This is a genomic window from Streptomyces sp. P17 (assembly GCF_032436805.1).
Taxonomy (GTDB): Bacteria; Actinomycetota; Actinomycetes; order Streptomycetales; family Streptomycetaceae; genus Streptomyces.
In genome coordinates this window covers 46,918-68,633 of sequence record NZ_JAVRBF010000001.1, presented here as the reverse complement: position 1 = coordinate 68,633, position 21,716 = coordinate 46,918, and the positions used below count along the sequence as shown (strand labels likewise).

The window sequence follows — 21,716 nt, the reverse complement described above, 5'->3', positions numbered from 1 at the left end:
GTCACCTGCCGGGGGTCGTGGGGGTGGAGGGCGTGGTCGCGAACGCCTCGGGGGCCAGGACGAGCGGGTTGTACACGGCGGTCTGGTGAGCGGCGGCGGGGGCCGGCGAGGGAACGCCCTTGACCGTGCCGTCGTCGGGGTCGAGGAAGGCGGGGTCGCCGCCCGGCACCATGCCGAGCTCACGGGCCCGGCGCTGGAGGGCGTCGGGGGCCGAGTAGGCGTCGACGTCCCGCTGGAGCGCCTGTTCCTCGTCGGTGAGGCTCTTGGTCTCCTTCTGGAGGTCGTCGAGCCGGAACGCGCCCTCGCTGAGGGCGGAGTTCAGCACCAGCAGTCCGATCAGACCGCCGCCGAGGAGCAGGACGACGAGGAGGACGAAGGGGGTACGGGCGGCCTGGCCCCGTCCCGTCGGGAAGAGCCGCGCGAGCCGGGCGGCCCTGCCCCTCAGTTCGGGTTTCCTACTCACTCGCCCTCCCCCGGGTTCGGTTTTCCAACCTGCACGACCGGGGCCACGTCCAGGTTTCACACCCACGCACCCGCCCGTCCGGATGGCTCACTCGACGTCCTCCCTGATGCGCTCCGCCCCGCGCAGCCGCGCCGGTGCCGCCCGACGGTTCTCGGCGACCTCTTCCTCGGTGGGAAGTTCGGCACCGCGTGTGAGCAGCTTGAGCCGCGGCTGGTACTGCTCGGGGACGACGGGCAGCCCCGGCGGCGCGGTGGTGGCGGCCCCGGCCGCGAGGACCTGCTTCACCAGCCGGTCCTCCAGCGAGTGGTACGACAGCACGGCGATCCGCCCGCCGACGGCGAGGGACTTCACGGCGGCCGGGATGGCCCGCTCCAGCACGGAGAGCTCGCCGTTGACCTCGATGCGCAGCGCCTGGAAGGTGCGCTTGGCCGGGTTGCCGCCGGTGCGCTTGGCGGCCTGGGGCAGCGCGTCCCGGATCAGCTCCACGAGCCGCGCGCTGTTGGAGAAGGGGTCCTTCTCGCGCTCACGGACGATGGCGGCCACGATCCGCTTGGCCTGCTTCTCCTCGCCGTACGCGCGCAGGATCCGCACGAGTTCCCCGGCGGGGTAGGTGTTGAGGACCTCCGCGGCGCTGATGCCGGTCGTCTGGTCCATGCGCATGTCCAGGGGGGCGTCCTGGGCGTAGGCGAAGCCGCGGTCGGCCTCGTCGAGTTGCATGGAGGAGACACCGAGGTCGAAGAGGACGCCCTGCACGCGCGCGATGCCGAGCCGGTCCAGTACGCCGGGCAGCTCGTCGTAGACGGCGTGCACCAGGGTGGCCCGCTCGCCGAAGGGGGCGAGTCGCTCGCCGGACAGGCGCAGGGCCTCCTTGTCCCGGTCCAGGGCGACGAGGTGGGCCTCGGGGAACCGCTGGAGCAGGGCCTCGCTGTGGCCGCCGAGGCCGAGGGTGCAGTCGACGACGACCGCTCCGGGGGCCTGGAGGGCGGGGGCCAACATGTCCAGGCACCGCTGGAGCATCACCGGGACATGTCGACTGTTGCTCAAGGGGCCCTCTCAGGTCCGGCGGGCGGTACGCACTGCCGGGTCCCCGCCCTCCCCCGGTGAAGGGGAGGCCTGCCGGCGCCAAGAGCGTCAGCCGGCCGGAAGCGGGAGGAGGCCGAGCCGTACGTACGCGCCGCGCACGTGGGTAGATCTCCGGCGGGCGCGCCGGGTCCTACGGGAAGTTCAGTCCAGCAGGGAGACCTCGCCTCCCGCTTCGCGTCACTTTAGTCCACCCTGTCTCGCGGTCAATCAACCGGCCTGCGCGTCGCGGCCCGGGGTCGGCGTGAAGCCGGGCGCCGGGGAAATTCACTCCTACAGGCGCACTCGCGCCACCCTTGTGGGTTAGCTCACAACAGGGCTCAATGACGTTCTTTGTCCCCTCTCACATCCTGCTGGGATCGGAGGTGACCAGTACCGTCATAGGTATGACGACATCTGCATCGGTTCCCGCGGGTCCCCAAGGCGCCATAGCCGATGGCGGCACGGTCACCGACCGTCTCGTCGAGGCGAACGAGCGGTACGCGGCCGCGTTCACCGACCCGGGCATGGACGCCCGTCCCGTTCTGCACGTCGCCGTGGTGGCCTGCATGGACGCCCGGCTCGACCTGCACAAGGCACTCGGCCTGGAGCTCGGCGACTGCCACACCATCCGCAACGCGGGCGGCGTGGTCACCGACGACGTGATCCGCTCCCTCACCATCAGCCAGCGCGCGCTCGGTACCCGCAGCGTCGTGCTCATCCATCACACCGGCTGCGGTCTGGAGACCCTCACCGAGGAGTTCCGGCACGACCTGGAGATGGAGGTCGGCCAGCGCCCGGCCTGGGCCGTGGAGGCCTTCCGGGACGTCGACCAGGACGTACGGCAGTCCATGCAGCGGGTGCGGACCTCGCCGTTCCTGGTGCACACGGACGACGTCCGCGGCTTCGTCTTCGACGTGCGGACCGGCCTTCTGCGCGAGATCGACCCCGCGTAACCTCCCGTCGAAGCTGTCGTTTCGCTGTTGATTTCCTGCTCCGGGGTGCCCAAAAGGCGGTAAGACCCGACATATCGCAGGCAGTTGTCCACAGGCGAGTGACACGAATCGGTAACGGCAGCAAGAATGCGGGTGTGGCGTCACACGGAACTTTTCACGTGTGGTGTCCGTGTTTCGGGGTGGGCCGGTCCGCATCGCAGAGCGTCGGCCCGGAAAGAACGGGCCGAGGAGGGCCGGGTGACGACCTATGACGATCGAGCGAGCCTCACTGATCTGACCGCCACCGTCGAGCGAGTCCGCAGTTCGGTGGAGGGAGTGATCGAGGGCAAGCCCGAGGTCGTACGGCTTTCGCTGACCGTGCTGCTCGCCGAGGGACATCTTCTGATCGAGGATGTCCCCGGCGTGGGCAAGACAATGCTGGCCAAAGCGCTGGCACGGTCGATCGACTGTTCGGTACGGCGTATCCAGTTCACCCCCGACCTGCTGCCCTCGGACATCACGGGTGTGTCCATCTGGGATCAGCAGCGACGGGACTTCGAGTTCAAGCCGGGCGCGATCTTCGCGCAGATCGTGATCGGCGACGAGATCAACCGCGCCTCGCCCAAGACCCAGTCCGCGCTGCTGGAGTCCATGGAGGAGCGACAGGTCACCATCGACGGGCAGACCTACGAGCTGCCCAGCCCCTTCATGGTGGTGGCCACCCAGAACCCGGTCGAGATGGAGGGCACCTATCCGCTGCCCGAGGCCCAGCGCGACCGCTTCATGGCCCGTGTCTCCATCGGCTACCCGAGCGCGGACGCCGAGCTGCAGATGCTCGACATCCACGGCGGGGTGAACCCGCTGGACGACCTCCAGCCGGTGGCCCACGCGCACGAGATCGTGAAGCTGATCGACGCCGTCCGCGGGGTCCATGTCGCCGAACCGGTCCGCCGCTACGCCGTGGACCTGGTCGCCGCCACGCGTACCCACCCCGACCTCAGACTCGGCGCCTCCCCGCGCGCGACGCTGCATCTGCTGCGCGCGGCGAAGGCGTCCGCGGCGCTGAGCGGCCGGGAGTACGCCCTGCCGGACGATGTGCAGGCCCTCGCCGTGACCGTCCTGGCCCACCGGCTGCTGCCCACCGCACAGGCCCAGCTCAACCGCCGTACGGCGGAGCAGGTCGTCCAGGAGATCCTGCAGCGCACCCCGGTACCCGCCGCGCCCCAGCAGAGCGGCTTCGGAGGCCTCGGCCGCGGCGCCCCGGCCTATCCCCAGCAGCCGCCGCGGAGGCTGTGATGAGCACCGGGGGGACGGGGCACGCGGAGGCCGACCGGGGCGAGCAGGGCGGGGTGCGCACCGCGCTGGCCGGTCTGACCACCCGCGGCCGCTCCTTCCTGGCCGCCGGTGTGGCGGCCGCGATCTGCGCGTACGTCCTCGGGCAGAGCGACCTGCTGCGGGTGGGGCTGCTGCTCGCGGTGCTGCCCCTGGTCTGCGCCACCGTGCTCTACCGCACGCGCTACCGGGTCGCCGGCAGCCGCCGGCTCTCCCCCGCGCGCGTGCCGGCCGGCAGCGAGGCCCGGGTCCATCTGCGGATGGACAACGTCTCGCGGCTGCCCACCGGCCTGCTGATGCTCCAGGACCGGGTCCCGTACGTCCTCGGCCCGCGCCCCCGCTTCGTGCTGGACCGGGTGGAGGCGGGCGGCCGCCGTGAGGTGTCCTACCGCGTCCGCTCCGACCTGCGCGGCCGCTACCCGCTGGGCCCGCTCCAGCTGCGCCTGAGCGACCCCTTCGGCATGTGCGAGCTGACCCGGTCGTTCTCCACGTACGACACCCTGACGGTGATCCCGCGCGTGGAGCCGCTGCCGCCGGTGCGGCTGACCGGCGAGGCCAAGGGGTACGGCGACGGACGGCAGCGCTCGCTGGCGCTGGCCGGCGAGGACGACGTGATCCCGCGCGGCTACCGCTACGGCGACGATCTGCGCCGGGTGCACTGGCGCCTGACCGCGCGCTACGGCGAGCTGATGGTGCGCCGCGAGGAACAGCCGCAGCGCTCCCGCTGCACGGTACTGCTGGACACCCGGGGACTGGCCTTCCAGGGCGCGGGCCCGGACTCGGCCTTCGAGTGGGCCGTGTCGGGCGCCGCCTCCGCCCTCGTTCACATGCTGGAGCGGGGCTTCTCGGTACGGCTGCTGACGGACACCGGCAGCTCCGTGCCCGCTGAGGGCGCCGACGGTTTCGCCGGTGCCAACCAGGAGTCGGCGGACGCGGCCGGGCTGATGATGGACACCCTCGCGGTGATCGACCACTCCGACGGCACCGGCCTGTCCCGCGCGTACGACGTGCTGCGCGGCGGGAACGAGGGGCTGCTGGTGGCGTTCTTCGGCGACCTCGACGAGGAGCAGGCCGCGGTGGCCGCCAAGATGCGCCAGCGCAGCGGGGGCGCGGTCGCCTTCCTGCTGGACAGCGAGACCTGGGTGCGGGAACCGACCGACGTGGCCGGGCCGTTGGACAGGAGCGAGGAGCGGCTGCGGATGCTGCGGGAGGCGGGCTGGACGGCCTTGAGCGTGCCGCGGGGCGCTTCCCTGGAGGAGCTGTGGCGGCAGGCGGACCGTGAGCGCGCGGGCGTCGTCGCCGCGACTGGTGGGGAGGGACCGTCATGAGCGGGCGGGCACGACTGGCGCTGTGCGCCGCCGTGGCCACACTGGCCGCGGCCTGCGCCCTGCTGCCGCTCGTCGAGGAGGCCACCTGGCTCTTCCAGGCGGTCTTCCTGCTGGCCGTACAGACCGGCGTGGGCATGGCGGCCCGCCGGGTGCCGCTGGCCCGGGCACTGACCGTGGCGGCGCAGGCGCTGGTCACGCTGATGCTGCTGACCCTGACCTTCGCCCGGGAGCAGGCGCTGCTCGGGCTGATTCCGGGCCCGGAGGCCATCACCCACCTCGGCGACCTGCTCCAGACAGGCACGGACGACGTCGGCAGGTACGCCATCCCGGCGCCGCTGTCCGACGGCATCCGGCTGATGCTCGTCGGCGGAGTGCTGGTCATCGGGCTCGCGGTGGACACCCTCGCGGTGACCTTCCGCAGCGCGGCCCCGGCCGGGCTGCCGCTGCTCGCGCTGTACTCGGTCGCCGCGGGCCTTTCCGACGGCGGTGCCGACTGGCTGTGGTTCCTGGTCGCGGCGGCCGGCTATCTGATGCTGCTGCTGGCCGAGGGCCGGGACCGGCTCTCGCAGTGGGGCCGGGTCTTCGGCGGCGCCCCGCGCACCCCGAGCGGCGAGCCCAGCGGCGCGGTCGCACCGGTGCGCACCGGGCGGCGGATCGGCGTGGTCGCCCTGGGCATCGCCTTGGTGGTGCCGCTCGGGCTGCCCGCGATGAACGGCGGTCTGCTGGACGCCACCGGCACCGGAGTGGGCGGCGGATCCGGCGGCGGCGGCACCATCTCCGCGGTGAACCCGCTGGTGTCGTTGCGCGACAGCCTGAACGTCGACGAGGACCGCCAGGTCCTCTCCCTGCGCACCAACACCGACGACCTGTCCAACCTGTATCTGCGGATCGTGTCCCTGGACGACTTCGACGGCACCACCTGGAAGCCGTCCAAGCGGAACATCACCTCGGTGCCGCAGGAGTTCCCCACCCCCATCGGCCTCAGCCCCGACATCAAGCGCGCGGAGGTCGAGACCCGCATCTCGGCCGCGAACTGGTACGCCCAGGACTGGCTGCCGATGCCCTATCCGCCCAGCGGCGTGGACATCGAGGGCAACTGGCGCTACGAACCGCTCGGCATGACCCTCGTCGGCGACCACGGCCAGAACACCCGCGGCATGACGTACACCGTGCGCAGCCTCGATGTGCAGCCGACGGCGGAGCAGCTCGCCGACGCTCCGGCTCCGCCGGCGGCCATCAAGCGGGAGTTCACCAAGCTGCCGTCTTCGCTGCCGGAGGAGGTGGCGCAGACCGCGCGCGAGGTCACCGAGGGCGCGAACAACCACTACGAGCAGGCGGTCAAGCTCCAGGAGTACTTCACCGTCACCGGCGGCTTCCAGTACGACACCGAGGTCCAGGCCGGCACCGGCTCGCAGGCGATCGTCCGCTTCCTGCGGGACAAGCAGGGCTTCTGCGTCCACTTTGCCTTCTCGATGGCGGCGATGGCCCGCTCGCTGGGCATACCCGCCCGGGTGGCGGTGGGCTTCGCGCCCGGCACCCCGCAGGGCGACGGCACGGTGTCGGTGGGCCTCAAGGACGCCCACGCCTGGCCCGAGCTGTACTACGAGGGCGTCGGCTGGACCCGCTTCGAGCCGACCCCGTCCCGGGGCTCGGTTCCGTCGTACACCCAGACGGACACGCCCGGCAGCACCCTGCCGGATGTGGCGCGGCCGAGCCAGTCGGCGAGCTCGGCCCCCAGCGCGGCGCCCTCGGAGAGCGAGAGCTGCGCGGCGGGCGGCAACCCGGAGCTGTGCGCGAGTGAGTCCCCGCAGGCCGCGCTGGCCAAGGACGACGACGGCCCGAAGTGGTACGTCGTGCTGGCCTGGTCCCTCGCCGGGCTCGCGGCCCTGCTGATCCCGCTGTCACCCATGCTGTGGCGGCTGCGCACCCGGGTGGTACGGCTCGGGGGGCACGGCCGCGGTGAGGCCGATGTGGCGCCGCACATCCTGGCGGTGTGGCAGGAGCTGACCGACACGGCGTGGGACTTCGGGATCGCGCCGGACGAGTCACAGACCCCGCGCAAGGCGGCGGCCCGGATCGTACGGCTGGGGCATCTGGGCCCGGAGGCCGCGGCCTCCGTGCACCGGGTGGCGGACGCCGTGGAGCAAGTGCTGTACGCCCCCAGGCCGCGTCCCACGGCGGGGCTCGCCGAGGATGTGCGCCGGGTGGTCGCCTCCCTGCGGACCACGCTCAGCCGGGGCACGCGGCTTCGAGCGCTGTTCATGCCGCGTTCGACCGTGCGTGTGGTGTGGGCGACGGCCGCGTGGTGGACCGGGGTCAAGGCGCGGGTGTCCGCGACCCGGCCGCCCGTGCGGAAACCGTCGGGGCAGCAGAGCTGAGACCTGGAACGACAGGGCCCGGGCGGGATCGTCCCGCCCGGGCCTTTGTCTTCGTCAGTCCCGTCGACTGCCGGTGTGAACGCGTGCGTGAGGGGGCGACCACCCGCGGTGGTCGCCCCCTCACCTGTGTCCAGGAGCTGCGGCTCGTGCGCTAGTGGCCCTGTTCGTCGCGGCGCCGCTGCCAGCGCTGCTCGATCCGGTCCATCATGGAGCGCTTGGTCCGACCCTGACGGCTGGCCTGCTGACCGCCCGCCGGCTGTTCACCCGGCTTGGGGGCCTTGCGCCAACCGGTCACGGCGAGTACCGCACAGCCCAGCATGACGAGGAATCCCACCACGCTGAGCCAGACCTGCTTGGCGACCATTCCAGCCATGAGGAGCGCGATACCCACGAGGAAGCCGGCCACCGCCTGGTACACCCGGCGACGGGTGTACGTGCGCAGCCCGCTTCCCTCAAGCGCTGTCGCGAACTTGGGATCTTCGGCGTACAGCGCTCGCTCCATCTGCTCGAGCATGCGCTGCTCGTGCTCCGAGAGCGGCACGGAGTCCTCCTCATCGTGCAGTCGCCGGGGCGACCCGGGGGGTCCCTTCAGGATAGGCAGGGAATCGCCCCCGTGAAACCCGCCCCTCTACGCCAATTGCCAACCGGGATCCGTCATGGACGTCCCGGCTCGCTGAGATCTGCATTCCCCAGCAGCCGACCCGTCATGCCGAGCGGTCTCCCTCGATCATACGGCGCTGCGCGCCCGATCGGGGGGCCTGTGGCGTACTCCATGTGCAGCCAAGTCCCTGATCAGCGCCGCGCCTCGGGAGCCGGCTCAGGTCTCGGAGGTCCCCTGGGTCTCGCCGAGCACATGGAGCTGTGTGGCAACGGAGTGGAAGGCGGGCACCTCGGCCGCCGCCTCCTCCAGCTTCAGCAGCGCCTCCAGGGCGCCGGGCTCGGTGTCCACCAGGACGCCGGGCACCAGGTCGGCGAAGACCCGGACGCCGTGCACGGCGCCGACGCGCAGGCCCGCGGCCTCGACCAGGGCGGTGAGCTGCTCGGCGGTGAAGCGGTGCGGCACGGGGTCACCGGCGCCCCAGCGGCCGTTCGGGTCCTCCAGGGCCTGCTTGGCCTCCTTGAAGTGACCGGCGAGGGCGCGGGCGAGCACGGCGCCGCCGAGACCGGCCGCGAGCAGGCTGAGGACGCCCTCGGGGCGCAGGGCGGCCACGGCGTTGCGGACGCCCTCGGCCGGGTCGTCCACGTACTCCAGGACGCCATGGCACAGCACCGCGTCGTAGCCGCCGCGCTCGACCACGTCGAACAGGCCGTGGGCATCACCCTGGACACCCTGGACCCGGTCGGCGACACCGGCCTCGGCGGCGCGGCGCTCCAGCGCGAACAGGGCGTTGGGGCTGGGGTCGACCACGGTGACGCGGTGGCCGAGGCGGGCGACCTGCACGGCGAACTTGCCGCTGCCGCCTCCGGCGTCGAGAACGTCCAGCGCCTCCCGGCCGGTGGCCTTGACCTGGCGGTCGAGGGCCTCCTGGAGGACCTCCCAGACCACGGCGGTACGGAGAGAGGCGCGGGGGCGGCTCGGGTCCGACACGGCAGTTGACTCCTCGGCGCGGCACCGCCTCTGGTACGGCGGAGCGAACGGGGTGCCGACCGGCCCGGAGTACCGGAGCGGGACGGCTTCAGGCGTGTCCCACCCTATTGCCTCCGATGCCGGTCCTGGTCACCGCGGTGCCGTCAGCCGGCGTCCGGAAATCCTCGCTCCTCCCCCTGCCTCTCGCCGGTGTCCTGGCGGGGCTGAGGCAGCACCGGCTGGAGGACCAGCATCCGCTCGACGAGGCGCAGGAACATCGCCACGTCGCGTATCAGGTCGTCGGCGTCCCGGCGACTGGCCGCGCCCTGGATGCCCGCCTCGGCCCGGGCGCGGCGCCGGGCCCCCGAGGCGAACAGCGCGCTCCATTCGGTGAGCTCGGGCGCTATCTCGGGGAGCACTTCCCAGGCGCTCCTGATGCGGGCGCGGCGTCGGGAGGACGGTTCCGGGCGGCCTCGCGCGGCGAGCACGGCGGCGGCGGTGCGCAGGGCGGCGAGGTGGGCCGTCGCATAGCGCTCGTTGGGGGTCTCCAGGACGGCGGCCTCGTCGAGTCCGGCGCGGGCCTGGGCGAGCAGATCGAGGGCGGCGGGCGGGGCCGTGGCCCGGCGCAGCACGGGGTGCACATCGCTCGCCGGGCCGGTCAGTGAGGGGGCAGGGCCGGTGGCGCGGCGCCGGCGGGCGGCGGCTGCGTGGTAGCTGGCCATGACGAACCTCCTGTCGTCTGTGTGACGGCACGGGTGCCGTATGTGCCCATCGTGAGGTATGGCACTGACAATCCGTTCTGACCTGGGCTTTTGCTTCGATCGGCAGTTCGGGTTAGTTTTTGCACTGACCAGTCAGTTCAAACTAGGGGAGGGGGAGCCGTGATGGCCGGAGTCGGCGTCACGGCCCGGGGCCTCGGCCTCGAAGGACCCCGCGGATGGGCGTTCCGCGGGGTCTCCTTCGAGGCGGAGCCGGGCTCACTGATCGCGGTGGAGGGAGCGTCCGGATCCGGGCGCACTTGCCTGCTGCTCGCGCTCACCGGACGGATGAAACCCACCGAGGGCACGGCCACCGTGGGCGAGGCCGGGCTGCCCAAGCAGCTCTCGGCGGCGCGGCACGTCAGCGCCCTCGCGCATGTCCCGGGCGTCACCGATCTCGACCCGGCGCTCACCGTCGCCGAGCATCTGCACGAACGGGCGCTGCTCCAGCGCCGGTTCGGCGGTTCGCTGCGGGGTCTGCTGCGCCCGCGCGGGGAGCGTGGGACGCAGACCCGGCTGCGGATCGACCGCGCCCTGGCCGCGGCCGGACTCGACCGGGAGGCCCTGCCCAAGGGCTCCAGGACCGCCGTACGCGATCTGGAGCGGGTGGAGGCGCTGCGGCTGTCCGTGGCGCTGGCGTTGATCGGCGAGCCGCGGCTGCTGGGTGTCGACGACACCGACCTCAAGCTCTCCGACGCCGAACGGGCCGAGGTCTGGGCGCTGCTGAAGTCGATCGCCGAGGCCGGGACGACGGTGGTGGCGGTGTGCAGTGAGGCTCCGGAGGGGGCCGTCGTCGTAGCGACCGAAGGAACGAAGGAGGTGCCCGCCGATGCGCTCGCCGAAGCTGGCCGCGCTTGAGATCCGGCGCTTCGGGCGGGGGAAGCTGCCGCGTGCCGCCATGGTCGCGCTGCTGGTGCTGCCCCTGCTGTACGGCGCCCTGTATCTGTGGTCGTTCTGGGATCCGTACAGCCGTCTGGACCGGATTCCGGTGGCGCTGGTGAACGACGACCGGGGTGCGAAGGCCGACGGGAAGAAGATCGCGGCGGGCGACGACATCGTTGAGGGCCTGCGGGAGAGCGAGGTCTTCGACTGGCAGGAGGTGAGCGCCGACGAGGCACGCGCGGGCGTGGAGGACGGCAGGTACTACCTGTCGCTGACCCTGCCGGCCGACTTCAGCAAGAGGATCGCGTCCAGTTCGGGCGACTCCCCGGAGACCGGCGCCCTTCAGGTGCGCACCAACGACGCCAACAACTACATCGTCGGGCAGATCTCCCGGACGGTCTTCAGCGAGGTCCGCGACGCGGCCTCGACGAAGGCCTCGCGGTCCTTCCTGGACCGGATCTTCCTCTCCTTCTCCGACATCCACGGCGCGACGGTGAAGGCCGCCAAGGGCGCCGACAAGCTGGAGAGCGGCATCGGGACGGCGGAGAAGGGCTCGCGGGACCTCGCCGACGGGCTGAAGGACGCCAAGAGCGGCAGTGGCAAGCTGGTCAAGGGGCTGACGAAGCTCAACAAGGGCGCGGGCGATCTGGAGGACGGCTCGAAGAAGGTCGCCGAGGGCACGCAGACGCTCGCCGACAAGGTCAACGCGACCGCCGAGAAGGTCGGTCCGTTCCTGAAGGGCAACGAGAAGACGATCGGCGACACCGCCCAGCTGGTCGCCGACGCCTCCGGGGCGATCCGCGACAACCTCGACGCCTTGGTGGAGCGGGCGCCGACCGCCGCCGAGAACGCCCGCAAGGCATCCGACGACCTGAGCGCCGTCTACAAGGCGCGCTGCGAGGACGCCGTACTGCCCGGCACCGCCTGCGCCGACCTGAAGACGGCCAAGGACGCCGCCGCCGACGTGGCCGTCATCGCCGACGACGTCAACACGCTGATCAGCGACCAGGACGGCAGCCTGGACAAGCTCGACAAGCACCTGGCCACCCTGGAGAAGCAGGCCCAGGCCCTCGCGGACCGCGCGCCCCGCCTCTCCGAGGACCTCGACGACGCCGTCACCAAGATCAACGACCTGAACGAGGGCGCCGCCAAGGTCGCCGCCGGTGCCAAGAAGCTCCACTCCGGGCTCGGCACCGCCAAGACCGGGGCCACGGACCTGGACAAGGGCGTCGGCGACCTCCAGACGGGCGCGGGGGACCTCAAGGCGGGCCTGTACAAGCTCGTCGACGGCTCCGGTGACCTCTCGGACGGGCTGCACGACGGCGCCGAGCAGATCCCCGACTACGAGAAGCGGGACCGCGACGAGCGCACCGAGGTGATGTCCGACCCGGTCCGGCTGGTCTCCGAGGACCTGAACAAGGCGCCCAACTACGGCACCGGATTCGCCCCGTACTTCATCCCGCTGTCCCTGTGGGTCGGCACGATGGTGGCGTACATGCTGATCGCGCCGATGAACCGGCGCGCGCTCGCGGCGGGCGCCTCGGCGTGGCGGATCGCGCTGGCGGGCTGGCTCCCTGTGGTGGCGATCGGGGTGCTCCAGACGGTGGCCCTGATGGCGGTGCTGCACTGGGCGGTCGGGCTCCAGATGGCCCGCGCGGCCGGGACGGTGGGCTTCCTGTTCCTGGTCACGGCCTGCTTCGCGTCCCTCGTGCAGTGGCTGAACGCCCGGTTCGGGGCGGCGGGCAGGATCCTCGTGCTCGCCCTGCTGATGCTCCAGCTGACGTCCGCGGGCGGCACGTACCCCGTCCAGACCAGTCCGGCCTTCTTCAACGCACTGCACCCCTTCCTGCCGATGAGCTACGTCGTCGAGGCCCTCAGAAGGCTCATCACGGGCGGCGGTCTGGGCCCGGTCTGGCACGCGTGCGTGGTGCTCGTCGCCTTCACCGCGGGAGCCCTCGCGCTGACCGCGCTGTCGGCGCGCCGCCGCCAGGTGTGGACCCTCGACCGGCTGCACCCGGAGCTGAGCCTGTGACCGCGCGCGGGACAATCATGGCCATGGAAAGCAGCAGCGCCGCGTCGGGCGGCAGCACCCGCCGTGAGGCCACCCGGCAGAAGCTCTACGAGGCCGCCGTCACGCTCATCGCCGAGCAGGGCTTCTCCGCCACCACGGTGGACGAGATCGCCGAGCGGGCCGGGGTCGCGAAGGGCACGGTCTACTACAACTTCGCGAGCAAGTCCGTCCTCTTCGAGGAGTTGCTGCGGCACGGCGTGGGTCTGCTCAAGACCTCCCTCCAAGAGGCGGCCGAACGCACGGACCGGGACGGCGGCACCAAGGTCGACGCCCTGGACGCGATGATCCGCGCGGGGCTCGGCTTCATCGCCGCCTACCCGTCCTTCACCCAGCTCTACGTGGCCGAGCTGTGGCGCACCAACCGGGCCTGGCAGTCCACGCTCATGGTGGTCCGGCAGGAGGTCGTCGCCGTGGTGGAGGGCGTGCTGCGCGACGGTGTGGCGAACGGCGAGTTCAGCGACGAGATCGACGTCCCGCTGTCCGCCGCCGCGCTGGTCGGCATGGTCCTGGTGGCGGCCCTGGACTGGCAGTCCTTCCAGCCGGAGCGCTCCCTGGACGATGTGCACGCGGCGCTGTCGCGGCTGCTCCAGGGGCGGGTGAGCGGCCGGGGCTGACCGGCTCCGCGCGCAGACGAGAAGCGCCGGTCCGAGATGGCCACGTCCCCCACGGGCCACCGCGAACCGGCGCTTTCCTTCGTGCTCCCCCGTTTCCCCCGTTGGTCCCCCGTCCGGTCGTTCCCCCGGGTTCCCCGTGTCTCGCTTCCGCCGGCACGCGGGCCGGCGGAAGGAGCGGATCCAGGGCGGCTCCGTTCCGGCGCCCCGTGTCGCCGGTACCGGAGCCGTGCCCCTTCTCCGTGCCTCCACTCTCTCGTTCACGCAGGTCGCGGCCCATCCGCGCGCGTACTCATCTCACCGCCTAGGTACACGTACTCAGACCTGCGCACGCAGGCCCAGGCCGGCCTGTCGCCCACTGGCGACGAACGCGTCCGTGCCGGTACTCCCCCGAACGCCGGGCGGACCTCCGCCGCCGTGACTGTCAGTGGTGGCGGATAAAGTCCCTGGCATGGCACGGATTGCGGTGATCGGCGCCGGGATGGGCGCGATGGCGGCCGCGGCCCGGCTGGCCGTCGCGGGCCACCGGGTGGCGGTGTACGAGCGTACGGAGACGTACGGCGGAGCGGTGCGCCGCTTCGAGCGGGACGGCTTCTCCTTCGACACCGGCCCCGGTCTGCTGACGCTGCCCGCCGTCTGGCGCGATCTGTTCGTCAAGACCGGCAAGGAGCCCTTGGAGGACCGCGTCGGGCTGGTCCAGGTCGACCCGTCCTCGCGGCATGTCTTCGCGGACGGCACCGAGGTCTCGCTGCCGAACGCCTCGCGCGCGGGAGTCGTCGCGGCCCTGGACGAGGCGCTCGGGTCGGGCGCGGGCGGACGCTGGGGCGACTTCCTGGTCCGGGCCCGCGAGGCCTGGGACCGCAGCCGCAGACCGCTCCTGGAGGAGCCCCTGTGGCCCAACTGGGAGGTGCTGGCCGGGCGCGAGCCCTATCCGGCGGTCCCGCACAAGCGCCTGCTGCGCGCCCGCCGGGCCGCCACGCTCGCCGAGATCGGCGCCTGGGAGCTGCGCGACCCCCGGCTGACCGCCCTGCTGGAGAGCCATGCGCTCGGATACGGCCTGGATCCCGACGTCACCCCGGCGAGCGCGGCGGTCCTGCCGTACATGGAACACGCCTTCGGCACCTGGTACGTCCTCGGCGGGATGCGGGAGCTGGCGCGTGCGGTGTATGAGCGGTGCCTGGCCCGGAAGGTCGAGTTCCACTTCGGCGCCGAGGTGACCGGGGTGCTGGAGAAGGAGAGCCGGTCGGCGGGTCTTGAACTCGCGGACGGCACGGTGGCGGAGGCGGACCTCGTGGTCGGTACGAGGCCCTGGGGCCTGACCGGGCATGAGGTGTACGGCGTGGCGGACGTCGAGCCCAGGCCGGAGGGTGTGAGCAGCGGCCGGGTCGTGGTCTGCCTGGCGCTGCGCGGTGCGCGCGAGGCGGGTGCCGCGCTCCGGACGGTGGTCCACGCCCCGGACCGGGGTGCCGAGTTGGGCGCCCTCGGGCTCGGTGAGCCGCCCGCGCGGCCGACGGTCCGTGTCGACCGCCCGGACGACCCCGCCCTCAGACCCGACGAGGAGCACGAGTCGGTGGTACTCACGGCGACGGTGCCCTCCCGGACGCTGTACGACTGGACCGCGCCCGGCGCCGCCGACTCCTTCGCGGACCGGATGGTCGAGGCGGCCGAGCGCGCGCTACCGGGCCTGCGTGAGCGGACGCTGTGGCGCGAGGTCCGTACGCCGGTGCACACCGAGGCGGAGACGGGCGCCGAGGGCGGCGCGGTGCCCGCACCCGCGCTGGCCGCGGCGGAGGGGACCTTCCTGTACCCGGCCAACAGCACGCGGATACCGGGCCTGTTCAGCGTCGGCGGCTGGTCGCACCCCGGCGGCGGCCTCCCTCACGCGGGCATGTCGGGTGCGCTGGTCGCCGGACTGATCGTGGAGGGACCGGACTTCCAGGGCTCGCAGTGACCGGGCCCCGGCAGTGATCAAAAGCAGTACTGGTCATCGACAGTGATCGAAAGCAGTACTGGTCTCGGCAGTGATCAGAAGCGGTACTGCTCGTCGTACCCGCCCTGCTGCCCCTGGCCGCCCTGGTACGGGTACGGCTGCTCCGGCGGGAGTTCGCCGCCGTAGGGGTCGTCGGTGCTGCGCTGCTGCGGAACCCACACCCCGCCGGGCGGGGTCGTCTCGCCGGTGTAGGTGCCGGTGACGTACTGGTCCTGGGCGTAGCCCTGCTGGCCGTACTGCTGGGCGTAACCCGCGTCGTACGAGCCGCCGCCATAGGTCTGGGTGCCGATGTACGGGTCGGAGTAGGCGGCGTACTGCTGCTGCCCGGTCGTGTCGTAGCCGTACTGCTGCTGGTCGTACCCGGTGTAGCCGTCGTAGCCGTAACCCTGGTCCGTGCCCTGGGACGCGGTCGCGTACTGGTCCTGGGGCTGGTCCGCCGCCGCGTAGGAGGGGTCGGGGGTGGTGCCGTAGACGCCGTAGGAGCCGGTGTCGTCCGGCAGGGGCTGCGGTTCGTAGACCGAGGTGGTCTCGGCGGCCGAGGGTCCCGCCGCGCGCGAGGGGGTGAAGACGTCGTCGCGGTCGTAGGCGTCGTCCTGGCCGTAGCCGGCGTTGTCGCGGCCGTAGCCGCCCTCGTCGCCGTAGTCGCCCTCGCCCGCCTGGAGGTCGGAGACCTCAAGGGCCGGGTCCTGGTACTCGGGCTCGCCGCGGCGGCGCTTGGAGCCGCCCAGCGCCGGAGCGTTCACCACCCAGCCGGAGGCGAAGCCGCGGCGGAAGGACAGCGTGACGTAGGTCTGCCCGACCGCGAAGGCCGCCGCGCCCAGCGCGATGACGATCACGGACGGGATCAGCACCCCGAGCACGACGCCCAGGAAGCCGACGAAAGCGAGCAGCCGCCAGCGCAGGCGTGCCTTGTACTGCAGCAGCACCTCACCGAGCAGCCACAGCGCGACGATGCCGAACGCGATGTAGAGGACCGTCCAGCCCATGTACGCCCCTCTCCCAGTGGCCGTTACGCAGTGTGTCGTACAGCGGTGCGGCCGGTCTAGGCCTGCGGAGGATGGTGCAGGCCCAGGTTCTCGTAGATCTCCAGTGTCGCCGTGGAGTTGTTGAGCGTGATGAAGTGCAGTCCGGGCACTCCCTCGGCCAGCAGCCGCGCGCAGAACTCCGTGGCGAACTCGATTCCCATGGAGCGTACAGCGGCCGGATCGTCTTTGGCTGTGAGGATCCGCTCTTTCAGAGCCGCCGGGAAGGCCGCGTTGGTGAGGGACGGGATGCGGTCCAGCGTCTTCACGCTGGCGATCGGCATGATCTCCGGGATGATCGGGGTCGCGCAGCCCGCCGCGTCGACCCGGTCACGCAGCCGCAGATAGTCCTCCGGCTCGAAGAACATCTGGGTGATCGCGTAGTCCGCGCCGGCCCGGCACTTGTCGACGAAGTGCCGGACGTCCGTCTCCCACTCCGCGGAGCGCGGGTGCATCGCGGGGAAGGCCGCGACGCCCACACAGAAGTCGCCGGACGCCTTGATCAGTTCGACGAGTTCGGCGGCGTAGGTCAGGCCCTGCGGGTGCGGCACCCAGTCGCCCATGGGATCGCCGGGCGGGTCGCCGCGCAGGGCGAGCATGTTGCGGATCCCGGCGTCGGCGTACTGCCCGATGATGTTGCGCAGGTCGGCCACCGAGTGGTCGACGGCCGTGAGGTGGGCGATCGGGGTGAGCGTGGTGTCGGAGGCGATGGCCTCGGTCGCCTTCACCGTGCCGGCGCGGGTGGTGCCGCCCGCGCCGTAGGTCACGGAGACGAAGTCGGGCGCCACGGCCTCGACCCGGCGCAGCGCGTTCCACAGGTTCCGCTCGCCCTTCGGGGTCTTCGGGGCGTAGAACTCGAAGGAGTACGTCGTCTTGCCGGTCGCGAGCATCTCGCGCACGGTACGAGCGTGGTCCGACCTGGTGGATGCGGTGCCGAGGGCCATACCCGCAGGTTAGTCAGGGGGCGACGGTCCCCCAACCGGATGCCGGATATTTGCCCGAATTGTCGGGTTGTTGTCCAGCCCTTGGACAAACGGCGCCGCTTGAGGGCCGCTACGCCTGCCGCAGCCGCTTCGCGAACTCCGCCGCCGCGGCCCCGGGGTCGTCCGCCTCCGTGATCGCCCGTACGACGACGACCCGGCGGGCGCCCGCTTCCAGCACCTCGTCGAGGTTGCCCAGGTCGATGCCGCCGATGGCGAACCAGGGGCGGTCGGTGCCGAGGGCGGCGGTGTGCCGGACCAGATCCAGGCCGGGGGCATGGCGGCCGGGCTTGGTCGGAGTGGGCCAGCAGGGGCCGGTGCAGAAGTAGTCCACGCCCTCCTGGGCGGCGGCCGCCTCGGCCTCGGACTCCGCGTGCGTGGAGCGGCCGGTCAGGACGTCCTCGCCGAGGATCGCGCGGGCGGCGGACACCGGGAGGTCGCCCTGGCCCAGGTGCAGGACATCGGCCCCGGCGGCGTGGGCGACGTCCGCGCGGTCGTTGACCGCGAGCAGCGTGCCGTGCCGCGCGCAGGCGTCGGCGAAGACCGCCAGGTGCTCCAGCTCCTCGGCGGCCTCCATGCCCTTGTCGCGCAGCTGCACGATGTCGACACCGCCCGCCAGGGCCGCGTCCAGGAACTCGGCGAGGTCGCCCTGGCGCTTGCGGGCGTCCGTGCACAGATAGAGCCGCGCGTCGCTGAACCGGTCGCGTGCGGTGTCGGGCATACGTGTCCCCCCGTTGTCGGTGGTGTACGGGCCTCGGGCGCCCCGCGGCCCGTACACCTGGTGTCGATCAGTGCTCAGACGGCGAGCGCCTGGGCGCGGCGCTTCACCTCCGTGCCGCGATTCTCGCTCAGGGCCTGCGCGGGGGTGCCGGGCAGGCTCTCGTCGGGGGTGAAGAGCCACTCCAGCATCTCTTCGTCGGTGAAGCCGTCGTCCCGCAGTAGCGTCAGGGTCCCGGACAGGCCCTTGACGACCTTCCGCTCGGCCCCGTCGATGAAGGCGGCGGGGACGTGCAGCGCGCGGTTCTCACCACGGCGTACGGCGATGAGCTGGCCGTCCTTGACCAGCTGCCGCACACGCGTCACCTCGACGCCGAGCTGTTCGGCGATGTCGGGGAGGGTGAGCCAGGCGGGGACGAGAGCATCGATCTTTGCGTCAATCTCGGTCACAGAACCAAGCCTGCCATCCCGCACTGACAACAGGAAGCCAGGCCGGTCCGTGCTAGGCCGTCGCCTTCTTCAGCGGCCTCGCCGGGTCCTCCAGCAAGGCCGGGTCCATGCGGGTGCCCGATTCGATCAGCCGGCGTCCCTGCGCCAGATCCCTGGGCCGGCCCACGGCCAGCAGGGCCACCAGACGGCCCTCGCGCAGCCAGCAGACCGTCCAGGCCGGGCCCGTCGGGTCGCCGCGCCACAGGGTCATGTCGGCCGAGGCGTGGTGGCCTGCGTACTGGACGAAGCGGCCGAACTGCTCGGACCAGAAGTACGGGACCGGGTCGTAGACCAGGGGGGCCTCGCCGATGATGTCGGCGGCGACCGTGCGCGGCCCCTGCAGGGCGTTGTCCCAGTGGTGGACCAGCAGACGCTCGCCGTACCGGGCGGAGGGGAAGGAGGCGCAGTCGCCGACCGCGTAGATGCCGGGCGCGGAGGTGCGCAGATGGTCGTCGGCCACCACCTCGCCCTGCGCACCGAGCTCGATGCCGGAACCGGCCAGCCAGGCGGTGACGGGACGGGCGCCGATGCCGACCACGACGGCGCCCGCGGGCAGTCGCGAGCCGTCGTCGAGGACCACCGCGCCGGGCTCGACGCGCGCCACGCGCGCGTGGGTGCGCAGCTCGGCACCGCTGTCGGCGTACCAGGCGGCCATCGGCGCGGCCACCTCGGCGGGCAGCGCCCCCGCGAGCGGCCGGTCCGCGGCCTCGACGACCGTCACCGAGCAGCCCGCCTCGCGCGCGGCCGTGGCGAACTCGGCGCCGATCCAGCCCGCGCCGACGACCACGATGTCGTGCTGCCGGACGAGCACGGGCCGCAGCCTCTCGGCGTCGTCCAGGGTGCGCAGCAGATGCACTCCGGCAATACCCTCGGCCCCCGGCAGCCGGATCGGTTCGGCACCGGTGGCGAGGACGAGGACGTCGTACGGGACGGGCCCCTCGGCGGTGTCCAGTTCATGGTCGGCGGGGCGCACGCCCAGCACCTCGCGGCCGAGGCCGAGTTCGATGCCGAGCGCCTCGAAGTCCACGTCGAAGGCGGATCCCTCGGCCTTGCCGAGCAGGACGGCCTTGGACAGCGGGGGCCGGTCGTAGGGCTGGTGGGGTTCGGCGCCGATCACCCGCACCGAGCCCGTGAAGCCCTGTTCCCGCAAGGCGACCGCGGTCTGGACGCCGGCCATGCCCGCGCCGACCACCACCACCCGCCGCTGCGACGTCGTCGTCTGCTCGCTCACCTGATCACCATAGACAACTGACAATTTGTCAGTCAGCCGTCGTGCCGCGTGACCTGCTCCACAACGCTGGTCCCGTTTCCCGGCTGCGACTCCCACTCCCAGGTCTCCTCAAGGCGCAGCCGCCCGTCGGGCAGCTCCACGACCGTCGACACACAGTGCCCGGACGACGTGGTCCCGTCCCGCTTGAGCTGCACATACCGGAAGTCCAGCCGGTCGCCCTCCCGCGTACCCACCAGATGCCCGCGTACGACATCGCCGCCCGCGTACTCGGCCCAGATCTCCCCGTCCTTCTCGTGGTAGGTGAACCGGGTCCGCGTACCCACCTGACCTGGGGCCTGGTCGGCGACAGGGGCGAGGACGAGGCCGTCGAGCGAGCGGGGCACGGCAAAGGGCTCCCTTACAGAGGCGCGGAACCACGGGCTAGGGTGGCCACCGTACAAGCACTCGCGGGAGCCCGGACGCACCGGGCTGAGAGGGAGGCTGGCGGCCTCCGACCGTACGAACCTGATCCGGGTCATGCCGGCGAAGGGAGGGGCTGGACGCCCATGTCGCCTACGCGTTCGTCAGACGTCCTCGTCCTCGGGGGCGGAATCATCGGCCTGGTCACGGCGTGGCGGGCCGCACAGCGCGGGTTCACCACGGCCGTGGTGGACCCCGAACCGGGCGGCGGCGCCGCCCAGGTGGCCGCGGGCATGCTGGCCGCCGTCACGGAACTGCACTACGGCGAGCAGACGCTGCTCGGCCTGAATCTGGCCTCGGCCCGCCGCTACCCCGAGTTCGCGGCCGAGCTCACCGAGCTCACCGGACAGGACCTCGGCTACCGGCAGTGCGGCACGCTCGCGGTCGCCCTCGACGCCGACGACCGCGCGCATCTGCGGGAACTGCACGCCCTGCAGCGGGAGTCGGGGCTCGACTCCGAGTGGCTGTCCGGGCGGGACTGCCGGCGTCTGGAGCCGATGCTCGCGCCGAGTGTGCGGGGCGGGCTCCGGGTGGACGGCGACCACCAGATCGACCCGCGGCGCCTGGCGCGGGCGCTGGTGACGGCCTGCGAGCGGGCGGGCGTGGTCTTCCACCGGGCGTGGGCGTCCCGGCTGTCCGTCGCCCAGGGACGGGCTGCGGGCTGCGTGACCGACGACGGCACCGCTCTCGGCGCCGGGCAGGTGGTCCTCGCGGCCGGCAGCCTCAGTGGGCGGCTCGCGGGCGTCCCGGAGGACGTACTGCCTCCCGTACGGCCCGTGAAGGGGCAGGTGCTGCGGCTGACCGTGCCGAAGCGGCACGCGCCGTTCCTGAGCCGGACCGTGCGCGCGGTGGTGCGCGGCAGCCAGGTCTACCTCGTGCCCCGGGAGAACGGCGAGCTGGTCGTCGGGGCGACCAGCGAGGAGCTGGGCTGGGACACGACGGTGACCGCGGGAGGCGTGTACGAGCTGCTGCGCGACGCGCACGAGCTGATGCCGGGCATCACCGAGCTGCCGCTGACGGAGACCCGCGCGGGGCTGCGTCCCGGGTCCCCCGACAACGCGCCGCTGCTGGGCCCGACCGAGCTCGACGGGCTGCTGCTGGCGACCGGGCACTACCGCAACGGCGTGCTGCTCACCCCGGTCACCGGGGACGCCCTCGCGCACGCCCTGGTCACCGGTGAACTCCCGGACGAGGCCCGTCCGTTCAGCCCGAAGCGGTTCGCACTCACGGAGCAGCCCGTATGAACATCTCGGTCAACGGCGAGCGTCGGCGGATCGAGCCGGGCACGGCTCTCGACACGCTCGTGAAGTCCCTCACCGCGGCGCCCTCCGGCGTGGCCGCCGCGCTCAACGAAACCGTCGTCCCGCGCGCGCAGTGGTCCTCGACGTCCCTCTCCGAGGGGGACCGGGTCGAGGTCCTGACCGCCGTCCAAGGAGGCTGACCT

Annotated in this window: 21 protein-coding genes and 1 riboswitch; of the genes, 10 read left to right on the top strand and 11 right to left on the bottom strand. The window is 72.3% G+C overall.

What is annotated here, in order from left to right:
- Window position 1: 1 nt before the first annotated feature.
- A complete protein-coding gene (locus RMT89_RS00340) occupies window positions 2-463 on the bottom strand; it encodes a septum formation initiator family protein (protein ID WP_315881836.1) in 462 nt (153 codons plus the stop codon).
- A gap of 87 nt (window positions 464-550) precedes the next feature.
- Entirely contained in the window at window positions 551-1,507 is a 957-nt protein-coding gene (gene rsmH, locus RMT89_RS00335) for a 16S rRNA (cytosine(1402)-N(4))-methyltransferase RsmH (RefSeq protein WP_315881835.1), read from the bottom strand.
- A 422-nt stretch (window positions 1,508-1,929) separates the two neighbouring features.
- Between rsmH and RMT89_RS00330 the strand changes: the two genes are divergently transcribed.
- From RMT89_RS00330 to RMT89_RS00315, 4 genes are all read left to right on the top strand, one after another.
- Complete coding sequence (locus tag RMT89_RS00330; RefSeq protein ID WP_315881834.1) at window positions 1,930-2,478, top strand: carbonic anhydrase; 549 nt, start codon at window positions 1,930-1,932, stop codon at window positions 2,476-2,478.
- A gap of 237 nt (window positions 2,479-2,715) precedes the next feature.
- Window positions 2,716-3,753 carry a MoxR family ATPase gene (locus RMT89_RS00325; RefSeq protein WP_315881833.1) on the top strand — a complete coding sequence of 346 codons (1,038 nt, stop codon included), beginning with the start codon at window positions 2,716-2,718 and terminating at the stop codon, window positions 3,751-3,753.
- Window positions 3,753-5,117 carry a DUF58 domain-containing protein gene (locus RMT89_RS00320; protein ID WP_315881832.1) on the top strand — a complete coding sequence of 455 codons (1,365 nt, stop codon included), beginning with the start codon at window positions 3,753-3,755 and terminating at the stop codon, window positions 5,115-5,117. Before RMT89_RS00325 ends, RMT89_RS00320 begins: the two co-directional genes overlap by 1 nt.
- On the top strand, window positions 5,114-7,495 hold the full coding sequence (locus RMT89_RS00315) for a DUF3488 and transglutaminase-like domain-containing protein (protein ID WP_315881831.1): 2,382 nt from the start codon (window positions 5,114-5,116) through the stop codon (window positions 7,493-7,495). The genes RMT89_RS00320 and RMT89_RS00315 overlap by 4 nt, the downstream gene beginning before the upstream one ends.
- Window positions 7,496-7,646: 151 nt before the next feature.
- Here RMT89_RS00315 and RMT89_RS00310 read toward each other — a convergent pair whose 3' ends face one another.
- The 3 genes from RMT89_RS00310 to RMT89_RS00300 all read right to left on the bottom strand — a co-directional run bounded on the left by RMT89_RS00310 (window position 7,647) and on the right by RMT89_RS00300 (window position 9,784).
- Complete coding sequence (locus tag RMT89_RS00310) at window positions 7,647-8,036, bottom strand: DUF3040 domain-containing protein (RefSeq protein ID WP_015661060.1); 390 nt, start codon at window positions 8,034-8,036, stop codon at window positions 7,647-7,649.
- Between the two features lie 276 nt (window positions 8,037-8,312).
- Window positions 8,313-9,083 carry a methyltransferase gene (locus tag RMT89_RS00305; RefSeq protein WP_315881830.1) on the bottom strand — a complete coding sequence of 257 codons (771 nt, stop codon included), beginning with the start codon at window positions 9,081-9,083 and terminating at the stop codon, window positions 8,313-8,315.
- A 143-nt stretch (window positions 9,084-9,226) separates the two neighbouring features.
- A complete protein-coding gene (locus RMT89_RS00300; protein ID WP_315881829.1) occupies window positions 9,227-9,784 on the bottom strand; it encodes an SAV_6107 family HEPN domain-containing protein in 558 nt (185 codons plus the stop codon).
- Window positions 9,785-9,946: 162 nt separating this feature from the next.
- On the opposite strand from RMT89_RS00300, the gene RMT89_RS00295 reads away from it, so the two are divergent.
- The 4 genes from RMT89_RS00295 to RMT89_RS00280 all read left to right on the top strand — a co-directional run bounded on the left by RMT89_RS00295 (window position 9,947) and on the right by RMT89_RS00280 (window position 15,335).
- Complete coding sequence (locus RMT89_RS00295; protein ID WP_315881828.1) at window positions 9,947-10,678, top strand: ATP-binding cassette domain-containing protein; 732 nt, start codon at window positions 9,947-9,949, stop codon at window positions 10,676-10,678.
- On the top strand, window positions 10,650-12,734 hold the full coding sequence (locus RMT89_RS00290; protein ID WP_315881827.1) for a YhgE/Pip domain-containing protein: 2,085 nt from the start codon (window positions 10,650-10,652) through the stop codon (window positions 12,732-12,734). The genes RMT89_RS00295 and RMT89_RS00290 overlap by 29 nt, the downstream gene beginning before the upstream one ends.
- A gap of 23 nt (window positions 12,735-12,757) precedes the next feature.
- Window positions 12,758-13,387 (top strand): TetR/AcrR family transcriptional regulator, encoded by a 630-nt coding sequence (locus RMT89_RS00285; protein WP_315881826.1) that lies wholly within the window; start codon window positions 12,758-12,760, stop codon window positions 13,385-13,387.
- A 448-nt stretch (window positions 13,388-13,835) separates the two neighbouring features.
- Window positions 13,836-15,335: an NAD(P)/FAD-dependent oxidoreductase gene (locus tag RMT89_RS00280; protein WP_315881825.1), complete on the top strand. Its 1,500-nt coding sequence runs from the start codon at window positions 13,836-13,838 to the stop codon at window positions 15,333-15,335.
- A gap of 74 nt (window positions 15,336-15,409) precedes the next feature.
- On the opposite strand, the gene RMT89_RS00275 is transcribed toward RMT89_RS00280, so the two are convergent.
- The 6 genes from RMT89_RS00275 to RMT89_RS00250 form a co-directional block, all read right to left on the bottom strand.
- Window positions 15,410-16,360, bottom strand: coding sequence for a hypothetical protein (locus RMT89_RS00275; RefSeq protein WP_315881824.1), 951 nt, complete (start codon window positions 16,358-16,360; stop codon window positions 15,410-15,412).
- Window positions 16,361-16,416: 56 nt separating this feature from the next.
- Complete coding sequence (metF, locus tag RMT89_RS00270; protein WP_315881823.1) at window positions 16,417-17,340, bottom strand: methylenetetrahydrofolate reductase [NAD(P)H]; 924 nt, start codon at window positions 17,338-17,340, stop codon at window positions 16,417-16,419.
- Between the two features lie 109 nt (window positions 17,341-17,449).
- Window positions 17,450-18,097, bottom strand: a complete 648-nt coding sequence (gene thiE, locus RMT89_RS00265) for a thiamine phosphate synthase (protein ID WP_315881822.1) — start codon at window positions 18,095-18,097, stop codon at window positions 17,450-17,452.
- Window positions 18,098-18,171: 74 nt separating this feature from the next.
- Complete coding sequence (locus tag RMT89_RS00260; RefSeq protein WP_315881821.1) at window positions 18,172-18,543, bottom strand: Rv2175c family DNA-binding protein; 372 nt, start codon at window positions 18,541-18,543, stop codon at window positions 18,172-18,174.
- A 52-nt stretch (window positions 18,544-18,595) separates the two neighbouring features.
- Window positions 18,596-19,759, bottom strand: coding sequence for an FAD-dependent oxidoreductase (locus tag RMT89_RS00255; protein WP_315882002.1), 1,164 nt, complete (start codon window positions 19,757-19,759; stop codon window positions 18,596-18,598).
- Window positions 19,760-19,845: 86 nt separating this feature from the next.
- The gene (locus tag RMT89_RS00250) at window positions 19,846-20,196 is read right to left on the bottom strand and encodes a hypothetical protein (RefSeq protein ID WP_315881820.1); all 351 of its coding nucleotides are present in this window, start codon (window positions 20,194-20,196) and stop codon (window positions 19,846-19,848) included.
- Window positions 20,197-20,249: 53 nt separating this feature from the next.
- Window positions 20,250-20,361, top strand: a riboswitch (TPP riboswitch).
- On the opposite strand from RMT89_RS00250, the gene thiO reads away from it, so the two are divergent.
- A complete protein-coding gene (gene thiO / locus RMT89_RS00245) occupies window positions 20,359-21,516 on the top strand; it encodes a glycine oxidase ThiO (RefSeq protein WP_315881819.1) in 1,158 nt (385 codons plus the stop codon). (Overlaps the previous riboswitch by 3 nt.)
- Window positions 21,513-21,713, top strand: a complete 201-nt coding sequence (thiS, locus tag RMT89_RS00240; protein WP_250070350.1) for a sulfur carrier protein ThiS — start codon at window positions 21,513-21,515, stop codon at window positions 21,711-21,713. Before thiO ends, thiS begins: the two co-directional genes overlap by 4 nt.
- Window positions 21,714-21,716: the final 3 nt, after the last annotated feature.